This window comes from Bradyrhizobium sp. B097 (assembly GCF_038957035.1).
In the GTDB taxonomy this organism is placed as follows: Bacteria; Pseudomonadota; Alphaproteobacteria; order Rhizobiales; family Xanthobacteraceae; genus Bradyrhizobium.
Genome location: NZ_CP152412.1, coordinates 8,446,406 through 8,463,404, shown reverse-complemented (window position 1 = coordinate 8,463,404; position 16,999 = coordinate 8,446,406). Strand labels below are relative to the sequence as shown.

Genomic DNA, 16,999 nt, shown 5'->3' with positions numbered 1-16,999 from the left:
CGGTTCGCGTGAAGAAAACGCGTCAAACAAGAATCTAGAGCTTCGGTTCTGATTCAATCAGAACCGAAAAATGCTCTAGTGCGCGGTCAGCGCCGCGGTCCGCTTCGACGGTGGCTTGACGGACTTCGCCGCCGCGGGCTGCACGGGGGCGCCGTCCCAGCCGCCGGCCGGGGCCGGCACGTTGACCGCATCGCTCGGCTGCGGCTCGGGGGTAAAGGTCTGGATCGCAAGCTTCGCTGCAGCCAGCGACTGCGGGTCGAGCCGCTTGGCGATATCGTCGCGCTTGTGGCCGGCGTCGGCGTCGCCCTGCGCGGCCGCAAGGCTGAACCACTTGAACGACTCGGCGAGGTTCTGTTCGACCCCGATGCCGCGGGCATAGAGGATGCCGAGGTTGACCTGGCTGTCGGCAACGCCGCGATCGGCCGCCTTGCGGAACCACTGCGACGCGCTCTTGTAGTCGGCGCCCTTGCCGCCGCCATCGGCGTCGAGCACGGCGAGGTTATGCATCGCTTTGGCATTGCCGCGCTCCGCGGCCTGCACGTAGTAGCGCCGTGCGACATCGAAGTCGCGCTTCACGCTGAGGCCTTTCTCGTAGAAGGTGCCGAGCCGGAACATCGCGGGCACCACGCCGGCTTGCGCCGCGCGGCCATACCATTTGGCGGCTTCGTCGACATTGGCGGGCACGCCCTTGCCTTCGGCAAAGCGGACGCCGACCTCATAGGCCGCGGCCGCATCGCCCTTGATCGCAGCCGTGCGCAGCGCCGGACCGCCGATCGCGTCGGGCAGCTTCTCGCCCGCCGGAATTTGGACCATGGCAAGCTTGCCGCCGAGCGGCGGCGCGGTCGGAATCGTGCCGGTGATGTCGCTGGCGGCGGCGACCGGTGCCGCAGCCGGCTCCGGCGTCACGGCGGGCGCGGGCGCCGATGGGATCGTTACCTGCGCGCTGTCGAGCGTGTTCGGCGACGCTGTGTTGTTGGACTGGCGGCCGAGCGGGGTCGGCGAGGTCATCGACGGCCCGGGCACTGACAGCCCGGGCACGCCGGACGGTGCCGCCGGCGCCGGGACGACGGAGTTATCGGTAGGCAGCTGCACGGGCGGCGCTGCCGGCTCGCTGTGCTCGATCGCCGGCGTCTGCGGCGCGGAGCTGGTGTCGAGCAGGTTCATCGCCATCTTGGCGGTCGAGAGCAGGATCACGACCACGCTCGCGCCGACCAGCAGCGAGCGGATCTTGGAGGTGATGGTCGAAGGCTGGGCCTCCGGCGCACCGGTCGCCGGCGCGCCAGTCGCGGGCACGCCGGCCTTGCCGGCAGCGGCCTTCGCAGCCTTGTCGGCCTTCTCCTTGGCCTTGGCTGCCGCCTTGCTCGCTGCGCGCGCGGCCTTGTCGTTGACGGGCTGCGCGGCGGCGGCCTGCGCGGCGCGGCGCGCGGCGGCGATGAAGCTCGAGGTCGAGACCGGCTCCTTCTTGCCGGCGGGAAGGTCGCTGATCGCGCGCTCGGAATCCGCGATCCGCTCCGACGGCGACGACGCGCGGCCCGAGGGGCGTGTGCCCGGCTCGAGCGGATGATCCGGCGGCAGATCCGGCGCGATCGCGGCGCGCGCGGAGGCGGCATGCGGCTCCAGGATCTCGCTGATCGCGCGCGGCGGCAGCGGCGGCGGCGCGGTCTCGACCGGCTGCGCGGCATGGAATTCGCGCGGCGCGGACATGAAGTGCTCCTGCGCCAGCGCAGGATTGGGCAATTCGGGCCGGTACGATTCAGGCCTGTACGCTTCAGGCTTGTATGATTCAGGCTGCGCGGTCGGCTGCGGCATCGCCGCCCGCGGCATTTCCATCCGCGGTGCTTCCATCCGCGGTTCGGCATAAGCAGGGGCGGGCGGAGCCGGCGGCGCGGTGCGGACCGTGCGCAGATCGTTCTCGATCATCGCGAGCCGATCGACGACATGGCCGAGCGTGTTGTGAACGGTCTCCAGCGAATCCTGGGTGCGGCGATCAGTCTCCGACTGGCTGAAGCGGATGTCGGACAGTTCGCGCTTCACCAGGTCGACGATGCCGCTGTCCATCATCGGCTGCGGCGAGGTGTTGACGTTGTTGCGGGTGGCATCGGCGAGCGAGGCGATATGGGCGTGCTGCGCCTCGAGGTGCCGCATGATGTCATGCAGCCCCTCCTCGACCCGGCCGAGATTGCCGGAGCGCTGGTCGGCGGACTCCAGGCGCTCGAGCAGATAGGAGACACGCTGCTCGAGATGGGTGAACGCCGACGAGCTGTCGTTGCCGACCTGCAGGCGGTCGATCCGCTCCGACAGCGAGCGCAGGGCGCCCTCGATGGCGTCGGTATTGTCGTAGCCGGCGACCGGCCGCTCGCGGGTTTCCAGCGTCGAGGCCAATGCGGCGATGCGCTGCTCGATCCCGGCGAAGGCATCGACGTGGGACTCTGCGCGCGACATCTGCGACAGCTGGTCGACCTTCGCGGCCAGCGCATGCACGTCCCCGGAGAGCTGCAGCAGCGCGTCGTTGGAGGCGACGTTGGAGACGATGGCGCGCAGCGCGGCGATCGCGCTCTCGAGCTGGTGCACCGTCGACGGATCGTCGTTGGCGCGCAGGATCATGTCGAGCTTGCCACCGAGATTGCGGATCGCCTCGTCGTAGCCGGTGAGCTGCTCGGCGGGCGTCAGCGTGCGCAGCGCCTCGCGGATTTCCGCCAGCGCGCGTTCGATGCCGGTGATCACCTGGCCTTGGCCGTTGCTGCTGTCCTGGCGGATCTCGTCGATCCGGTGATGCAGCGAGCGGATCTCGTTCTCGATCGATTCGATCGCCCGCCGCGGCATCGCCTCGGTGATCGCCTGGCGGATCTCAGCAAGCTCGCCGCGGAAGGCTGCGATCGATTGCTCGATATGGTCGGGCCGCTGCAGCGCCTCGATCTGGCTCGTGATCTTGAGCAGGTGCCGCTCGAGCGAGGAGAAATCGGGCCCGGCCGGCGCAGCCGGCGGCGGCGCATAGGCGGCCATCGGCGGAGCCGCTTGCGGCATCGGCTGAGCGGTGCGCGGCGGCATCTGCCGTTGCGCTGATCCGTCGAGCTCGTTCTGACGTGCGGCGATCTCCGCGATCGCGGAATCGAACGACGCCGGGCTGAGCGGCGGCGAGGGGCGGTAGACCTGGGCTGCGGCGCGCTCGACCGCTTCCGCCTGGCGCAGCCTTTCCTCCAGTTGCCGGTCCTGCATCTGCGGCTCCCGCTGCATCTGCGCTTCACGCATCGGCTGGGGTTGCGGCTCGCGCGCGGGCTGCGGTCGCGAAATCTGCGACAGCCGCGCGTCGAGGCGCGAAATCGCGTCGTTCAGCTGCCGTGCGACGGCGGGCTGGCCGCGCGGCACTTCGGCGCGCACGGCTTCGGCGCGCGACATTGGCTTTGCAATCTGTTCGATCTGGCGGGTGATCGCGTCGAGCCGCTGATGGATGTCGGCGACCTCGCGGCTTTCCCGGCTCGGCATCGGCTGCCGTTGCTCGGGCGCCATGCGCCAATCCGGCGGGCTCGGTTCGCCGACCGTGGAGTTGAGCCAGTCGTTCAGCGACATGCCGGCGCGGCGCGCAGCCGCTTCGGCCCTGTCGCGGACGGAGGGATCGATGCCGTCAACACTCCACGATACGCGCGAATTCATGATTCCGTCCGGTCCCGACTCCGGCGCTACACCCTGCGCCCGCAGCCTCCCCGCGCATTCCCGTTAAGAGACAATCGAATTCTGCGCTGGTCGTCTGCTTCAGCTGCTGACTTTTTCCCGTCACGGTAAATAACGGGTTAAGGAATGCGGCCGGCGGGCCTTAAAGTTAGGGAATCCGGGAACCTGTTGCGCCGGATCAGGACACGCCTATCGCTTTCCGGCAAAGCGGATTCCCCGCCCTCATCGGCACGCGCAAAGTATGAGATTTGTTTTCTAGCCGTTGCCTTCGCGCTTGCCGTCGTCGAGCGGCAGCACATTGCCGCGGCCGGACATCGCCGAGAGCGCGTCGAGCGCTTCCTCGCACCACTCCACCACCATGTGCTCATGGCGCATCCCGAGGCGCAGACTCAGCATCTTGCCGACATCGGCCGGCGGCGCGGTGCCGTCGGGGAAGCGTTTGTTCAACAGCCGCTCGTAGCGCTCATAGCGGTCGCGGTGATGCTCCAGCCGCGCCATCAGGTCGGTGCGCAGCGGCTCGATGTCGACGCAGTCGAGCGCGTAGAGCCGGACCAAGAGGTCGTCCTTGATCGAGGGCGGAACGCTCGGCCGCGCCGCCCAGTGCTTCAGCGCCGCGCGGCCTTCGGCCGTCAGGGTGTAGACCAGCTTGTTCGGCTTGCCGGATTGCACCACCTCGCGGCCCTGGACATGGCCCTTGTCGCGCAGGCGGGAGAGCTCGCGGTAGATCTGCTGGTGGTCGGCCTTCCAGAAGAAGCCGATCGAGGCGTCGAACGTCTTGGCGAGCTCATAGCCCGTCATCGGACGTTCCGTGAGGCATGCGAGGATTGCGTCACCGAGTGCCAACGCCCACCTCCATCTCAGTTCCCAAGAAGGCCATTCTGAAGTTCGCTTGACTTTATGCGCAACTGTGCATATGCGTCAATATGCATATGGTGATCGGCGTGCCGCCTTGTCGCGCGCGGCCGATGTTCAGGCTTCTTAAACCCCCGCCGCAGGAGACGTCCGAATGAGCAAGCCGGGCCTCGACAAGTGGTACGCCTACATGAAGTCCCACGACACCGCCGCATTGTGGGATCTGCTGCATCCCGACGCGGTGTTCGAAAGCCCGGTCGTGCACACGCCGCAGCGCGGCCGCGACATCACCTTCAAATATCTCACCAGCGCCGCCAAGGTGCTCGGCGGCCCGACCTTCAAGTATCTCGGCGAGTGGCGCAACGACACCGGCGCGGTGCTCGAGTTCGAGAACGAGATCGACGGCATCAAGCTCAACGGCGTCGACATCGTCACGTTCGACGGTGATGGCCGGATCACGCATTTCAAGGTGATGGTGCGCCCGCTCAAGGCGATCAACCTGCTGCATCGGATGATGGGCGAGGAGTTGATGAAGCAGAGCGGCGCAACGTCGCAATCACAGTCTCGATAGGACCTGCCGCGGACCTTCCGAACCGGATAAGGTCCGTTCCAACAAACCCAAGGACAGGCTGCGCAGCATCGGTCGCGCGTGCGACCGCGACCCAGCCGGGAGACCAGCATGCCGACCTACAAAGCCCCCGTCGAAGACGTCAGCTTCCTGTTGAACGACGTTTTCCAGATCGACCGTTACGGCAATCTTCCCGGCTTCACCGATGCGTCGGCTGACGTGCGCGAGGCGATCCTCGGCGAGGCCGCCAAGCTCAGCGAGGAGGTGCTGCAGCCGCTCAATCGCACAGGCGATCTCGAAGGCTGCAAGCGCAGTGACGACGGCAGCGTCACCACGCCGAAGGGCTTCAAGGAGGCCTTCAAGCAGGTCGCCGAAGGCGGCTGGCTCGGCCTGTCGGCGCCGACCGAATTTGGCGGCCAGGGTCTGCCGGTGACACTCTCGCAGGCGGTCAACGAATTCCAGATCTCCGCCAACATGGCGTTCTCGATGTATGGCGGGCTGACCATGGGCGCGACCGCCGCGCTGCTGGTGCACGGCACCCCCGAGCAGAAAAAGACCTATGTGCCGAAGATGATCGCCGGCGAGTGGACCGGCACCATGAACCTGACCGAGCCGCAGTGCGGCACCGATCTCGGCCTGCTCCGCACCAAGGCGGTGCGCCAGGCCGACGGCAGCTTCAAGATCACCGGCACCAAGATCTTCATCTCCGCCGGCGAGCATGATCTTGCCGACAACATCATTCACCTGGTGCTGGCGCGCATCGAAGGCGCGCCGGCCGGCATCAAGGGTGTCTCGCTGTTCGTCGTTCCCAAGGTGCTGGTCAATGCCGACGGCTCGCTCGGCCAGCGCAACGGCGTCACCTGCGGCTCGATCGAGCACAAGATGGGCATCCACGGCAATTCCACCTGTGTGATGAACTACGACAACGCCACCGGCTGGCTGATCGGCGAAGAGAACAAGGGCATGCAGGGCATGTTCGTGATGATGAACGAGGCTCGCCTCGGCGTCGCCGTGCAGGGTCTCGCGCAGTCCGAGGTCGCCTATCAGAACGCGGTCGCCTATGCGCGCGAGCGCCTGCAGGGCCGCGCGCTGACCGGCGTCAAGGCCGCCGACAAGCCGGCCGATCCGATCATCGTGCATCCCGACGTGCGCCGGACGCTGCTCACCATCCGCGCCTTCAACGAGGCGGCGCGCGCCATGGTGGTGTGGACCGCGCTGAAGAGCGACGTCGCGCACCGCTCCAACGACCCGAAGGATCGTCAGGCCGCTGACGATCACATGGGCCTGATGACGCCGGTGCTGAAGGGCGTTCTGACCGACACCGGCTTCGCCAACACGGTCTCCGCGCAGCAGATGTTTGGCGGCCATGGCTATATCGCCGAGCACGGCATGGAGCAGTTCGTGCGCGATGCCCGCATCGCGATGATCTATGAGGGCGCCAACGGCATCCAGGCACTCGACTTGGTCGGCCGCAAGCTGCCGCGCGACGGCGGCCGTGCCGCAATGGCGTTCTTCGGCGAGGTCACGGCCTTCGCCAAGGAGCATGGCGGCGACGAGGCGATGAAGCCGTTCATCACTCCGCTCTCCACGGCGCTCGGCCATCTGCAGCAGGCCACCGGCTGGCTGATGCAGAACGCGCTGACCAAGCCCGACAATGCCGGCGCCGCCGCGACCGATTTCATGAAATTGTTCGGCCTCGTCGCGCTCGGCTACATGTGGGCGAAGATGGCCAAGGTGGCGCAGGACAAGGCCGCCGCCGGCACCACGCCTTACCTCAACTCCAAGCTCGTGACCGGCCGCTTCTTCATGGAGAGGCTGCTGCCCGAAACCGCCGTGCATCTCGCCCGGATCCAGAGCGGCAGCGCCACCACGATGGAATTGGCCGCGGAAGCGTTCTGAAAATTACCGCCGCACCCTGTGCGGCGGGGCTTCCTTCCGTATATATTATGATCCTCATATCAAGGAGGGCGTCATGCCTGAGGCATACATCTACGATCACGTTCGTACCCCGCGCGGCCGCGGCAAGGCCGATGGCGCGCTCCACGAGGTCACCGCGCTGGCGCTCGCCACGGTGCCGCTGAAGGCGCTCAAGGAGCGCAATAATCTTCCCGAGGACAGCGTTGACGACGTCATCCTCGGCGTGGTCGATCCGGTCGGCGAGGCCGGTTCCGACATTGCCCGCTTCGCCGCGCTGAACTCCGGTCTCGGCGAGAAGGTGCCGGGCGTGCAGATCAGCCGCTTCTGTGCCTCGGGCCTCGACGCCGTGAATTTCGCGGCCGCGCAGATCATGAGCGGGCAGCATGAGCTCGTGATCGGCGGCGGCGCGGAATCGATGAGCCGCGTCGGCATCGGCGCCTCCGGCGGCGCCTGGCCGATGGATCCCTCGATGGCGGTGCCGGCCTATTTCATGCCGCAGGGCATCTCGGCCGATCTGATCGCGACCAAATACGGTTTTTCGCGCGACGACGTCGACGCCTACGCGGTGCAGAGCCAGCAGCGCGCGGCCAAGGCCTGGGACGAAGGCCGCTTCAGCAAGTCGGTGGTGCCGGTCAAGGACATCAACGGCCTGACCATCCTCGCCAAGGACGAGCACATGCGCCCGACCACGACGATGCAGTCGCTGGCGCAGCTGCAGCCGTCCTTCGCGGCGATGGCGGCGATGGCCGGCTTCGACGCGGTGGCGATCCAGTCGCATCCCGAGGTCGAGAAGGTCAATTACGTGCATCACGCCGGCAATTCCTCCGGCATCGTCGACGGCGCCGGCGCGGTGCTGCTCGGCAGCAAGGAGGCGGGGGCGAAACACGGGCTGAAGCCGCGTGCAAAAATCCGCGCGTTCGCCAATATCGGCTCGGAGCCCGCGATGATGCTGACCGGCCCGGTCGACGTCACCGAAAAGCTGTTCGAGCGATCCGGCATGAAGAAGTCCGACATCGACCTGTTCGAGCTCAACGAGGCCTTCGCCTCGGTGGTGCTGCGCTACATCCAGGCGTTCGACATCGACAACACCAAGATCAACGTCAATGGCGGCGCGATCGCGCTCGGCCATCCGCTCGGCGCGACCGGCGCGATGATCCTGGGCACCGTGCTCGACGAGCTCGAGCGCACCAACAAGCAGACGGCGCTGGTGACGCTGTGCATCGGCGGCGGCATGGGCACCGCCACCATCATCGAGCGCGTGTAACCGAGCAGGCACCGTCATCCTGAGGTGCGAGGGCGAAGCCCGAGCCTCGAAGGATGGATAAATTCACCGGGTCATCCTTCGAGGGCCTCGCAAGAGCGAGGCCACCTCCAGCGACAAAGGCAAAGCCTTTGCGCGGGGATGACGGAGAGACTGGGAACGAACGACATGACCTACAAGAATTTCAAGTTCGACGTCGATGCCGACGGCATTGCGCTCGTCACCTGGGACATCCCCGGCCGTTCGATGAACGTGTTCGACGAGGTCTCGACCCGGGAGATCGGCGAGATCATCAAGCAGACGACGAGCGATGCCGCGATCAAGGGCGTCGTGATCACCTCGGCCAAGGAGGCGTTCTGCGCTGGCGCCGACCTCTCGATGCTCGAGGGCATGAACCGCAGCTACGCGCAGCTCTTCAAGGAGAAGGGCGAGGAAGCCGCAAACCAGATGCTGTTCGAGCAGAGCCGCCAGATGTCGCAGTCGTTTCGCGCGATCGAGACCTCGGGCAAGCCGTGGGTCGCCGCGATCAACGGCCTCGCGCTCGGCGGCGGCTTCGAGATCACGCTGGCCTGCCACTACCGCGTCGCGGCCGAGAACCCCAAGACTCGCCTCGGCCTGCCCGAGATCAAGGTTGGCCTGTTCCCGGGCGCCGGCGGCACCCAGCGCGTGCCGCGCCTGGTGGCGCCGCAGGACGCGATGCAATTGCTGCTCAAGGGCGAGGCGGTCAATCTGACCCGCGCTAAGGCGCTCAATCTGATCCATGCCGTCGTGCCGGCGGCCGATCTGATCAAGGCCGCGAAGGACTGGATCAAGGGCGGCGGCAAGGCCGTCGCGCCGTGGGACGAGAAGAGCTTCAAGCTGCCCGGCGGCCCCGTCTTCTCCAAGATGGGCATGCAGATGTTCCCGGCCGGCAACGCGATCTATCGCCGAGAGACCTACGACAATTATCCGGCCGCGCGCGCCATCATGAGCTGCGTCTATGAGGGGCTGCAGTTGCCGATCGACGCCGCGCTGCGGGTCGAGTCGCGCTACTTCACGAAGGTTCTGCGCTCGAAGGAAGCGGCGGCGATGATCCGCTCGCTGTTCCTGTCGATGCAGGAATTGAACAAGGGCGCGCGCCGCCCGGCAGGCGTGCCGCCGACCAAGGTGAAGAAGCTCGCCGTGATCGGCGCCGGCTTCATGGGCGCCAGCGTCGGCTATGTCTCGGCGCAGGCCGGCATCGATGTCGTGCTGGTCGACCGCGACCAGGACAGCGCCGACAAGGGCAAGGGCCACGCCAAGACCGTGGTCGACGGCCTGGTCGCGAAGGGCCGGATGAAGCAGGAGGCGGGCGATGCCATCCTCGCGCGCATCTCGGCCACTGCGGATTACAACGTGATCTCGGACTGTGACCTCGTCATCGAGGCCGTGTTCGAGGACCGTAAGGTCAAGGCCGATACCTATGCCAAGGCGCAGCCGCTATTGAAGTCGGGCGCGATCTTCGCCTCCAACACCTCGACCCTGCCGATCAATTCGCTGGCCGAGGAGTTCAAGGACCAGGGCAAGTTCATCGGCATCCACTTCTTCTCGCCGGTCGAGAAGATGATGCTGGTCGAGATCATCCTGGGCAAGAACACCGGCGACGTTGCCCTGGCGACCGCGCTCGACTATGTCCGCGCGATCGGCAAGACGCCGATTGTGGTGAACGATTCCCGTGGCTTCTTCGCCAACCGCTGCGTGATGCGCTACATCTCCGAGGGCAACGAGATGCTGCTCGAAGGCGTGCCGCCGGCGATGATCGAGAACACCGCCAAGATGGCGGGCATGCCGGTCGGACCGCTGTCGCTGCAGGACGAGGTCGCGCTCGATCTTGGCCTCAAGATCACCAAGGCGACCGAGGCCGATCTCGGCCCCAACGCGATCGACCAGGCGCAGAAGAAGCTGATGGTCGAGATGGTCGAGAAGCAGGGTCGCTTCGGCCGCAAGAACGGCAAGGGCTTCTACGATTATCCCGAGAAGGGCAAGGGTCAGAAGAGCCTGTGGCCGGGACTGGCCGATCTGCAGCCGAAGCAGCTCGATCCGGATACCCTGAGCGTCGAGGAATTGAAGCAGCGCTTCCTGGTGGTGCAGGCGGTGGAAGCCGCGCGCACCGTCGAGGATCACGTCATCACCGACGTGCGCGAGGCCGATGTCGGCTCGATCCTCGGCTTCGGCTTCGCGCCGTTCACCGGCGGTGCGCTGTCCTACATCGACTTCATGGGCACCAAGAATTTCGTCGCGCTCTGCCACGCCTTCGAGAAGAAATACGGCTCGCGCTTCACGCCGCCGAAGCTGCTCGAGGAGATGGCGGCCAAGGGCGAGACCTTCTACGGCCGCTTCCCGCCGAAGAAGCAGGCGGCTTAGTCCGCGGAGTAGGCTCCGGCCGCGTCATTGCGAGGAGCGAAGCGACGAAGCAATCCATACCTCAGCAGGCGGAGGACTGGATTGCTTCGCTCCGCTCGCAATGACGAAACCGAAATGGCCCGGTCATCGATCCGACTTGATCCTGTTGCGTGACGGTCGCGCAGGTCAAAGTCCCGCCACGCTTGCTCCCCACTGGCACCATGCTGCTGGCATCACTCTTGCTGGTCGATCGCCAAGACGATCACCAAAGATGACGATCAGGGTTGGGGTGTCCTGCAATGCGTTCTGTGCTCAAGGAAGGTGCCGCTGGGACTGCCGGCAAGCATTCCGTCTCGATCTCACCGCCGCGACGAGGGAATCCGCTGCGCTTGCGGGGCAAGGGTCCTTCCTGGCTCGGCCTGGCGCTATTCTTTCTGGCCGTGGACCTAGTTCTCGCGGCGGCCGCGTGGAGTGCCGTCGACTTCTTCCGCCATTGAGCCGTCATGGTCCGGCGAGAGCACCGCGCCGGCGAGATAGGCGATCTGGTTGAATGCAAGGCAGGCGACGACGATCGGGGCGCCGGTGGCAAAGGCATAGCCGTCGGATTGGAGCACGATTGCCGCGAGCACCGCGATCAGCGGCGACACCAGCATCAATGTCCAAACCCGAAAGTACAAACTGGTTGCCAGCCCAACGAGCGTGCTGGTCAATAAAAGCGTCAAGGCGATCGTCACATTTTTAGACCAGTTGGAGCGGAGGGCGCGCCGCAGGTCATAGTCGGTTAGTTGGATCGCACGAACAAGGACAGCTACGCCCTCAGCCGGAAGTACACCGACTTAGTATTAATCGGTACAATGCGGATTAAATTTGATTTGTTCCAGCGCGTGCCGAAAGTTTGCACCGCTCATTCCTCCCTGAAGGCCGATTCGATGAAGCCGACGCCCAGCTTGACCTGATCGATATCTTGCGGCGCAACATGCGATCGATGCGGTGAGCTCGCCGTGTTCGCCGAGCAGCCGCGGAATCCCGTTGCAGCGCGCTGCGGCGCGACCGCGAGACCAGGCGTTACTCCTTGCCGCGACCTCTTAGGTCGCACGCAGAAAAAAGGCCGGATCCTGATCCGGCCCCTTCATGTCTCATGAAACTGGCGCGAGAGCTCAGGCCGCCTTCAGCAGGCCTTCCTTCTTCAGCGCTTCCTGCACCTTCGGGCGCGCCGCGACGCGCGCCTTGTAGGCCATCACATTCGGCAGGCCGGACAGATCGAAGCCGAGCCGGTCTTGCGCCCACATCATCATGGTGAAGAGGTAGCCGTCGGCGACCGTGAACTGGTTGCCCATCAGGTATTCACGTCCGGCGAGCTGGCTCTCGACATACTTGAACTTGCCCATGGCGCGGTCCTTGAAGAAGGCCTTGGCGTCATCGGCGAGCACCGGCGAGAACATCGGGCCGAGATTCTTGTGCAGCTCGGTCGTGATGTAGTTCAGCCATTCGAGCAGCTTGTAGCGCTCGTTGGAATCCCGGGCCGGCGCCAGCTTCTTGTCGGCGACCTTGTCGGCGATCATCTGGATGATGATCGGCCCTTCGGTGACCATCTCGCCGGTATCCAGCGCCAGCGCGGGCACCTGGCCCTTGGGGTTCACTTGCAGGAAATCGTCGCCGTTTTCGAGCTTCTTGGCGCGCAGATCGACCTTGACCAGGTCGTAGGGCAGGCCGGCCTCGAGCAGGGCGATGTGGGGGGAGAGGGAGCAGGCACCGGGGGAGTAATAAAGCTTCATGGGGGTATTTCCTTCCCTTGTTCTTGGCGTCCGGAGAGGGATTGCCTACATGCACCTGCATGAAATAGTCAAGATTGATGCAGATGCATTCAGTGCGGTACAGTGGGTTCCGGGACCATATGGGCTAGACGATGAAACGCAAGCTATCGAGCGAGGCGACGGCCGCCTGGATCCGCCTGATGCGGGTGCCGAGCCGGGTGCTGGACTGCGTCGAGCAGGATTTGAAGAAGGCCGGCTTTCCGCCGCTCGCCTGGTATGACGCCTTGCTCGAGCTGTCGCGCGCGCCGTCGGGCGAGCTGCGCCCGGTCGAGCTCGAGCGGCAGATGCTGATTCCGCAATATTCGACCTCGCGGCTGATCGACAAGCTGGTCGACGAGGGGCTTGCCGCCCGGCGCGAATGCAAGATCGACAAGCGCGGCCAGTTCGTCGAGATCACCGAGGCCGGTCGCGAGCTCCAGAAGAAGATGTGGAGCGCCTATTCGGCCGCGATCGACAAGCATGTCGGCTCGAAATTGTCCGATGCCGACGCGGCCAGGCTGTGCGGTCTGCTCGACCGTCTGGGCTGCTCCTGCGGTGACACCAAGGTCGATGCAAAGAGCGATACCAAGGCCGCGCCGGCGCGAGACGGCGTGCCTGCCCGATGATATTCCTGATCCCATCATCCGCGGCCGTTGTGGCTCGCGGATGTCCCTGCCACCGCGCGCCTTCGATCGAAGCGCCCTTGAGTTGGATTTTCTATGGCGCGTGACCAGATCGACATGACGCCGCTGCAATCGCGCGACGAACTCGTGGCGTGGATTGAAGCCGGCGTGAAGCCCGAGTCCGAATTCCGGATCGGTACCGAGCACGAGAAGACCCCGTTCACGCTCGAGGGCCATCACCCCGTGCCCTATGAAGGCGCGAAGGGCATCGGCGCGCTGCTCGAGGGCATGAAGCTCTTGCTCGGTTGGGAGCCGATCATGGAGCGCGGCAACATCATCGGGCTCTATGACGTCACCGGCGGCGGCGCGATTTCGCTCGAGCCGGGCGGGCAGTTCGAATTGTCGGGCGCGCCGGTCGAGACCGTGCACCAGACCCAATCGGAGCTGATGGCGCATCTGGCGCAGGTGCGGGAGATCGCAACCCCGCTCGGCATCGGCTTCCTCGGCCTCGGCATGACGCCGTCCTGGTCGCGGGCGCAAATCCCGGCGATGCCCAAGGGCCGCTACAAGATCATGAGAAATTACATGCCGAAGGTCGGCAAATACGGCCTCGACATGATGTTCCGGACCTGCACGGTGCAGACCAATCTCGACTTCTCCTCCGAAGCCGACATGGTGAAGAAGCTGCGGGTGTCGCTGGCGTTGCAGCCGATCGCGACCGCCTTGTTCGCCAACTCGCCCTTCACCGAAGGCAAGCCCAACGGCTTCCTGTCGTTCCGCTCCGAGATCTGGCGCGACACCGACAACGCGCGCAGCGGCATGATTCCGTTCGCGTTCGAGGACGGCATGGGCTTCGAGCGCTACGTCGATTACGCGCTCGACGTTCCCATGTATTTCGTCAAGCGCGGCGAGGAATATATCGACGTCTCCGGCTCGTCGTTCCGCGATTTCTTCGCCGGCAAGAATGCCGCCTTGCCCGGCGAGCGTCCGACCCTGTCGGACTGGGCCAATCACCTGTCGACGATCTTCCCCGAGGTGCGGCTGAAGCGTTACCTTGAAATGCGCGGCGCCGACGGCGTGCCGTGGGGCCGGCTGCCGGCGCTGCCGGCGTTCTGGGTCGGGCTGCTCTACGACAATGACAGCCTCGATGCCGCCTGGGACATCGTCCGTCACTGGACCGCGCCGGAGCGGCAGGCGTTGCGCGACGACGTGCCGCGTTTCGGCTTCAAGGCGCGGATCAAGGACCGCTATCTGTTCGAGATCGCCAAGGAGTGCCTGATCCTGTCGCATGCCGGATTGCGGCGGCGCGGCCGGATCGACCATCTCGGACGCGACGAAAGCCGCTTCCTCGAACCGCTCGAGCGCATCATCGAGACCGGACGCTCGCCGGCGGAGGAGATGCTGGAGAAGTTCAACGGACCCTGGAAGGGCTCGGTTGAACCGGCCTATCAGGAGTACGCCTTCTAAGACGCGAACCTCAATCCAGATTGGTCGAATGACGTTCGCATTGAAGCGCATTGCGGACGCAAGCCGATCTTCGCGGTACGTCCGAAAAGCACCATCTCGGTCGTTTGATGCTTATTGATGCCGCCCCGTAAGCGAATGTTCGCGCTTACGCATTCCTTTTGCCCGCGGCTTCAGCTCCGGCTGAAGCAGGAGGTCGCCAATCGCCGGGCTTCCGTGCCACGCGTCGGCTATCGAAGATTGCACCGTCTATGCCGGTAGGAGGCCCGCCAAGCGATAGCTATCGATCAACGCGTCGTAGAGCGACACATCCGAGCGGCTCCTCGCAATCAGCTGAGCGCCGGCGATAGCGGAGAAGATGGCGCGAGCCCGCCCTTCGCTTTCGTCGGAACTGACCACGGCCGCAGCGGACAGAACCCTGCTCAGCCACGCCACATTGACGTCGGCAAAGGTTTGGACCTCCTGCCTCACGGCTTCCGGAAGGTCATCATATTCGGCAGCCATGAAGCTGCAGAGGCACATGCGATTATCGCTCTCGAGCGATTTGCGAAACACATCGGGATATCGACTGAGGCAGCTGACCGGATCCGAAGTCTCGGCCAACATCGACTCGAGATCAGCCGCAGTGTCCTCCCAATAGCGTCTCGCTACCGCTGCGCCGAGATCGGCCTTGCTCGGGAAATGATGGTAGATGCTCGCGGCCTTGATGCCCACATCGTCCGCAAGATCGCGGAAATTCAAGCCGCTGTAGCCATGAGCCTGCGCGGTCCGTTTGGCGGCCGCGAGGATGGCTTCCTTAGAGTTTGCAATCATTTCACGGCCTCACCGCTGCTGCTTCGTCACCAACTACCTACCAAGTGACAGGTAGGCATTGACAGCGCAAATTATAACTCGTATTGGTCCTACCAAGCGTTAGGTAGGTAAAAGGAAGTGACAATGAAGATTTACGATTGGGCCACCGGCCCGTATCCGGCCCGCGTCCGTATCGCCTTGGCCGAGAAGAACCTGCAATCGCGTGTTCAGTTTGTGTCGGTCGATCTCTGGAAAGGCGAGCACAAAAAGCCCGAGTTCCTCGCCAAGAACTACTCAGGCACGCTGCCGGTGCTCGAACTCGACGACGGGACCCTTCTTGCCGAGTGCACGGCCATTACCGAATACCTTGACGCGCTTGACGGCGCTCCCGCACTCACCGGCAGATCACCGCGCGAGAAGGGCTTGATCCACATGATGAGCAAGCGCGCCGAGTTGGAGTTACTCGACGCCATCAGTGTTTATTTCCACCATGCCACGCCGGGACTTGGGCCTCACGTCGAGATCTACCAGAACGCCGAGTGGGGGTTCCGTCAGCGCGACAAAGCCCTAAGGGGCATGCACTACTTCGATGGCATTTTGAAAAGACAGCCGTTCGTCACCGGTGAGGCCTTCTCGATGGCCGACATCACGGTCATAGGTGGTTTGATCTTTGCGGGGCTCGTCAAGTTGCCGGTGCCAGCGGAGTGCGAGGCACTTCAGGCTTGGTACGCAAGGATGCAGGAGCGTCCCAGCGTAAAGAACCGCATCACGATGTCAGAACCGACCGAGGCGTCCGTTTGAAGTCGCTGCAGGTAAGCGACGGCTCTCATGATTTCTAAGTAACCAATCGGACGGCTCGATCGGGTCAAGCGCGTGGATTTGGACGTGTCGGCGTCATTCCGCCGAAACGAAATCGCAAGACCCAATCTGCTTCAGCCCGCATCTGGATCGTGCGCGCAACTGCCGCCCTAATCCCCGGTCAACCTCTGATCCGGGCCCGGAACGCGCGCGGACGGCGGTGGTGTCGCACCCGCCGTTCATCAGCCGTACAGGTTCATGGCGTTCAAATGACGCCCCGCGGAGTGCGCGGGGCTGTGCGAATTTGAAAGCAATCTCATGGGGATAGGTCGCCTCTTTAGGGCGTGGATGGTGATGTTCGCGGTTTTTGCGGCCGCTTTCGTCGCACGCCCGGCATTGGCGCAGACCAATTTCGACCGTCCCGGCGGCGACTATCTGAACGCGCCGGTGACATCAGGCGATCCCGCCGATTGCGCGCTCACCTGTGAGCGCGACCGCCGCTGCCGCGCCTGGAGCTTCAACTATCCGACCGACGCCAATAGTGGTGCGGTGTGCTGGTTGAAGAACACCGTGCCGGCGCGGGTGCAGGACGTCTGCTGTGTCTCCGGGGTGCGTGGCGCGGGCGTCGTCGAACCGCGCAACGGCGCCATCGAAACCTCGATCGACCGCCTCGGCGGCGACTACAAGAATTTCGAGCTGAAGAGCAGCGACGGCGACGAGGCCTGCCAGGCTGCCTGCACCGCCGACAACAAGTGCCGCGCCTGGACCTACGCCCGGCCCGGCTATGCCGGCCGCGACGCGCATTGCTTCCTGAAGAAGGAGATCAAGCCGCCGCGCCGCAAGGCGGGGTTCACCTCAGGCGTGGTGCGGTAGCGCCACCGCGCATCGTCGGTGCGTAACC

13 protein-coding genes are annotated in these 16,999 nt (G+C 64.9%); 8 read left to right on the top strand and 5 right to left on the bottom strand.

Annotated features, from left to right (window positions below; translation table 11 throughout):
* Positions 1-75: 75 nt before the first annotated feature.
* Both AAFG07_RS38970 and AAFG07_RS38965 read right to left on the bottom strand, forming a co-directional pair.
* Positions 76-3,651, bottom strand: a complete 3,576-nt coding sequence (locus AAFG07_RS38970) for a hypothetical protein (protein WP_342724884.1) — start codon at positions 3,649-3,651, stop codon at positions 76-78.
* Between the two features lie 273 nt (positions 3,652-3,924).
* On the bottom strand, positions 3,925-4,512 hold the full coding sequence (locus tag AAFG07_RS38965) for a PadR family transcriptional regulator (protein ID WP_342724883.1): 588 nt from the start codon (positions 4,510-4,512) through the stop codon (positions 3,925-3,927).
* Between the two features lie 163 nt (positions 4,513-4,675).
* On the opposite strand from AAFG07_RS38965, the gene AAFG07_RS38960 reads away from it, so the two are divergent.
* The 4 genes from AAFG07_RS38960 to AAFG07_RS38945 all read left to right on the top strand — a co-directional run bounded on the left by AAFG07_RS38960 (position 4,676) and on the right by AAFG07_RS38945 (position 10,649).
* Positions 4,676-5,092 (top strand): nuclear transport factor 2 family protein, encoded by a 417-nt coding sequence (locus AAFG07_RS38960; protein WP_342724882.1) that lies wholly within the window; start codon positions 4,676-4,678, stop codon positions 5,090-5,092.
* A gap of 108 nt (positions 5,093-5,200) precedes the next feature.
* On the top strand, positions 5,201-6,988 hold the full coding sequence (locus tag AAFG07_RS38955) for an acyl-CoA dehydrogenase C-terminal domain-containing protein (protein ID WP_342724881.1): 1,788 nt from the start codon (positions 5,201-5,203) through the stop codon (positions 6,986-6,988).
* Positions 6,989-7,061: 73 nt separating this feature from the next.
* Positions 7,062-8,270, top strand: coding sequence for an acetyl-CoA C-acetyltransferase (locus AAFG07_RS38950; RefSeq protein ID WP_342724880.1), 1,209 nt, complete (start codon positions 7,062-7,064; stop codon positions 8,268-8,270).
* Positions 8,271-8,435: 165 nt separating this feature from the next.
* Positions 8,436-10,649, top strand: a complete 2,214-nt coding sequence (locus tag AAFG07_RS38945) for a 3-hydroxyacyl-CoA dehydrogenase NAD-binding domain-containing protein (RefSeq protein ID WP_342724879.1) — start codon at positions 8,436-8,438, stop codon at positions 10,647-10,649.
* A gap of 425 nt (positions 10,650-11,074) precedes the next feature.
* Here AAFG07_RS38945 and AAFG07_RS38940 read toward each other — a convergent pair whose 3' ends face one another.
* Both AAFG07_RS38940 and gstA read right to left on the bottom strand, forming a co-directional pair.
* Positions 11,075-11,362, bottom strand: a complete 288-nt coding sequence (locus tag AAFG07_RS38940) for a hypothetical protein (RefSeq protein WP_342724878.1) — start codon at positions 11,360-11,362, stop codon at positions 11,075-11,077.
* A gap of 423 nt (positions 11,363-11,785) precedes the next feature.
* Entirely contained in the window at positions 11,786-12,403 is a 618-nt protein-coding gene (gene gstA, locus AAFG07_RS38935; RefSeq protein ID WP_342724877.1) for a glutathione transferase GstA, read from the bottom strand.
* Between the two features lie 131 nt (positions 12,404-12,534).
* On the opposite strand from gstA, the gene AAFG07_RS38930 reads away from it, so the two are divergent.
* Positions 12,535-13,047 carry a MarR family winged helix-turn-helix transcriptional regulator gene (locus AAFG07_RS38930; RefSeq protein WP_342724876.1) on the top strand — a complete coding sequence of 171 codons (513 nt, stop codon included), beginning with the start codon at positions 12,535-12,537 and terminating at the stop codon, positions 13,045-13,047.
* A 93-nt stretch (positions 13,048-13,140) separates the two neighbouring features.
* A complete protein-coding gene (locus AAFG07_RS38925) occupies positions 13,141-14,511 on the top strand; it encodes a glutamate--cysteine ligase (RefSeq protein WP_342724875.1) in 1,371 nt (456 codons plus the stop codon).
* Between the two features lie 246 nt (positions 14,512-14,757).
* Here AAFG07_RS38925 and AAFG07_RS38920 read toward each other — a convergent pair whose 3' ends face one another.
* Complete coding sequence (locus AAFG07_RS38920; protein ID WP_342724874.1) at positions 14,758-15,321, bottom strand: TetR/AcrR family transcriptional regulator; 564 nt, start codon at positions 15,319-15,321, stop codon at positions 14,758-14,760.
* 123 nt (positions 15,322-15,444) lie between these two features.
* Between AAFG07_RS38920 and AAFG07_RS38915 the strand changes: the two genes are divergently transcribed.
* Both AAFG07_RS38915 and AAFG07_RS38910 read left to right on the top strand, forming a co-directional pair.
* Complete coding sequence (locus AAFG07_RS38915) at positions 15,445-16,101, top strand: glutathione S-transferase (protein WP_342724873.1); 657 nt, start codon at positions 15,445-15,447, stop codon at positions 16,099-16,101.
* Between the two features lie 345 nt (positions 16,102-16,446).
* Positions 16,447-16,971, top strand: a complete 525-nt coding sequence (locus tag AAFG07_RS38910; RefSeq protein WP_342729374.1) for a PAN domain-containing protein — start codon at positions 16,447-16,449, stop codon at positions 16,969-16,971.
* Positions 16,972-16,999 lie beyond the last annotated feature (28 nt).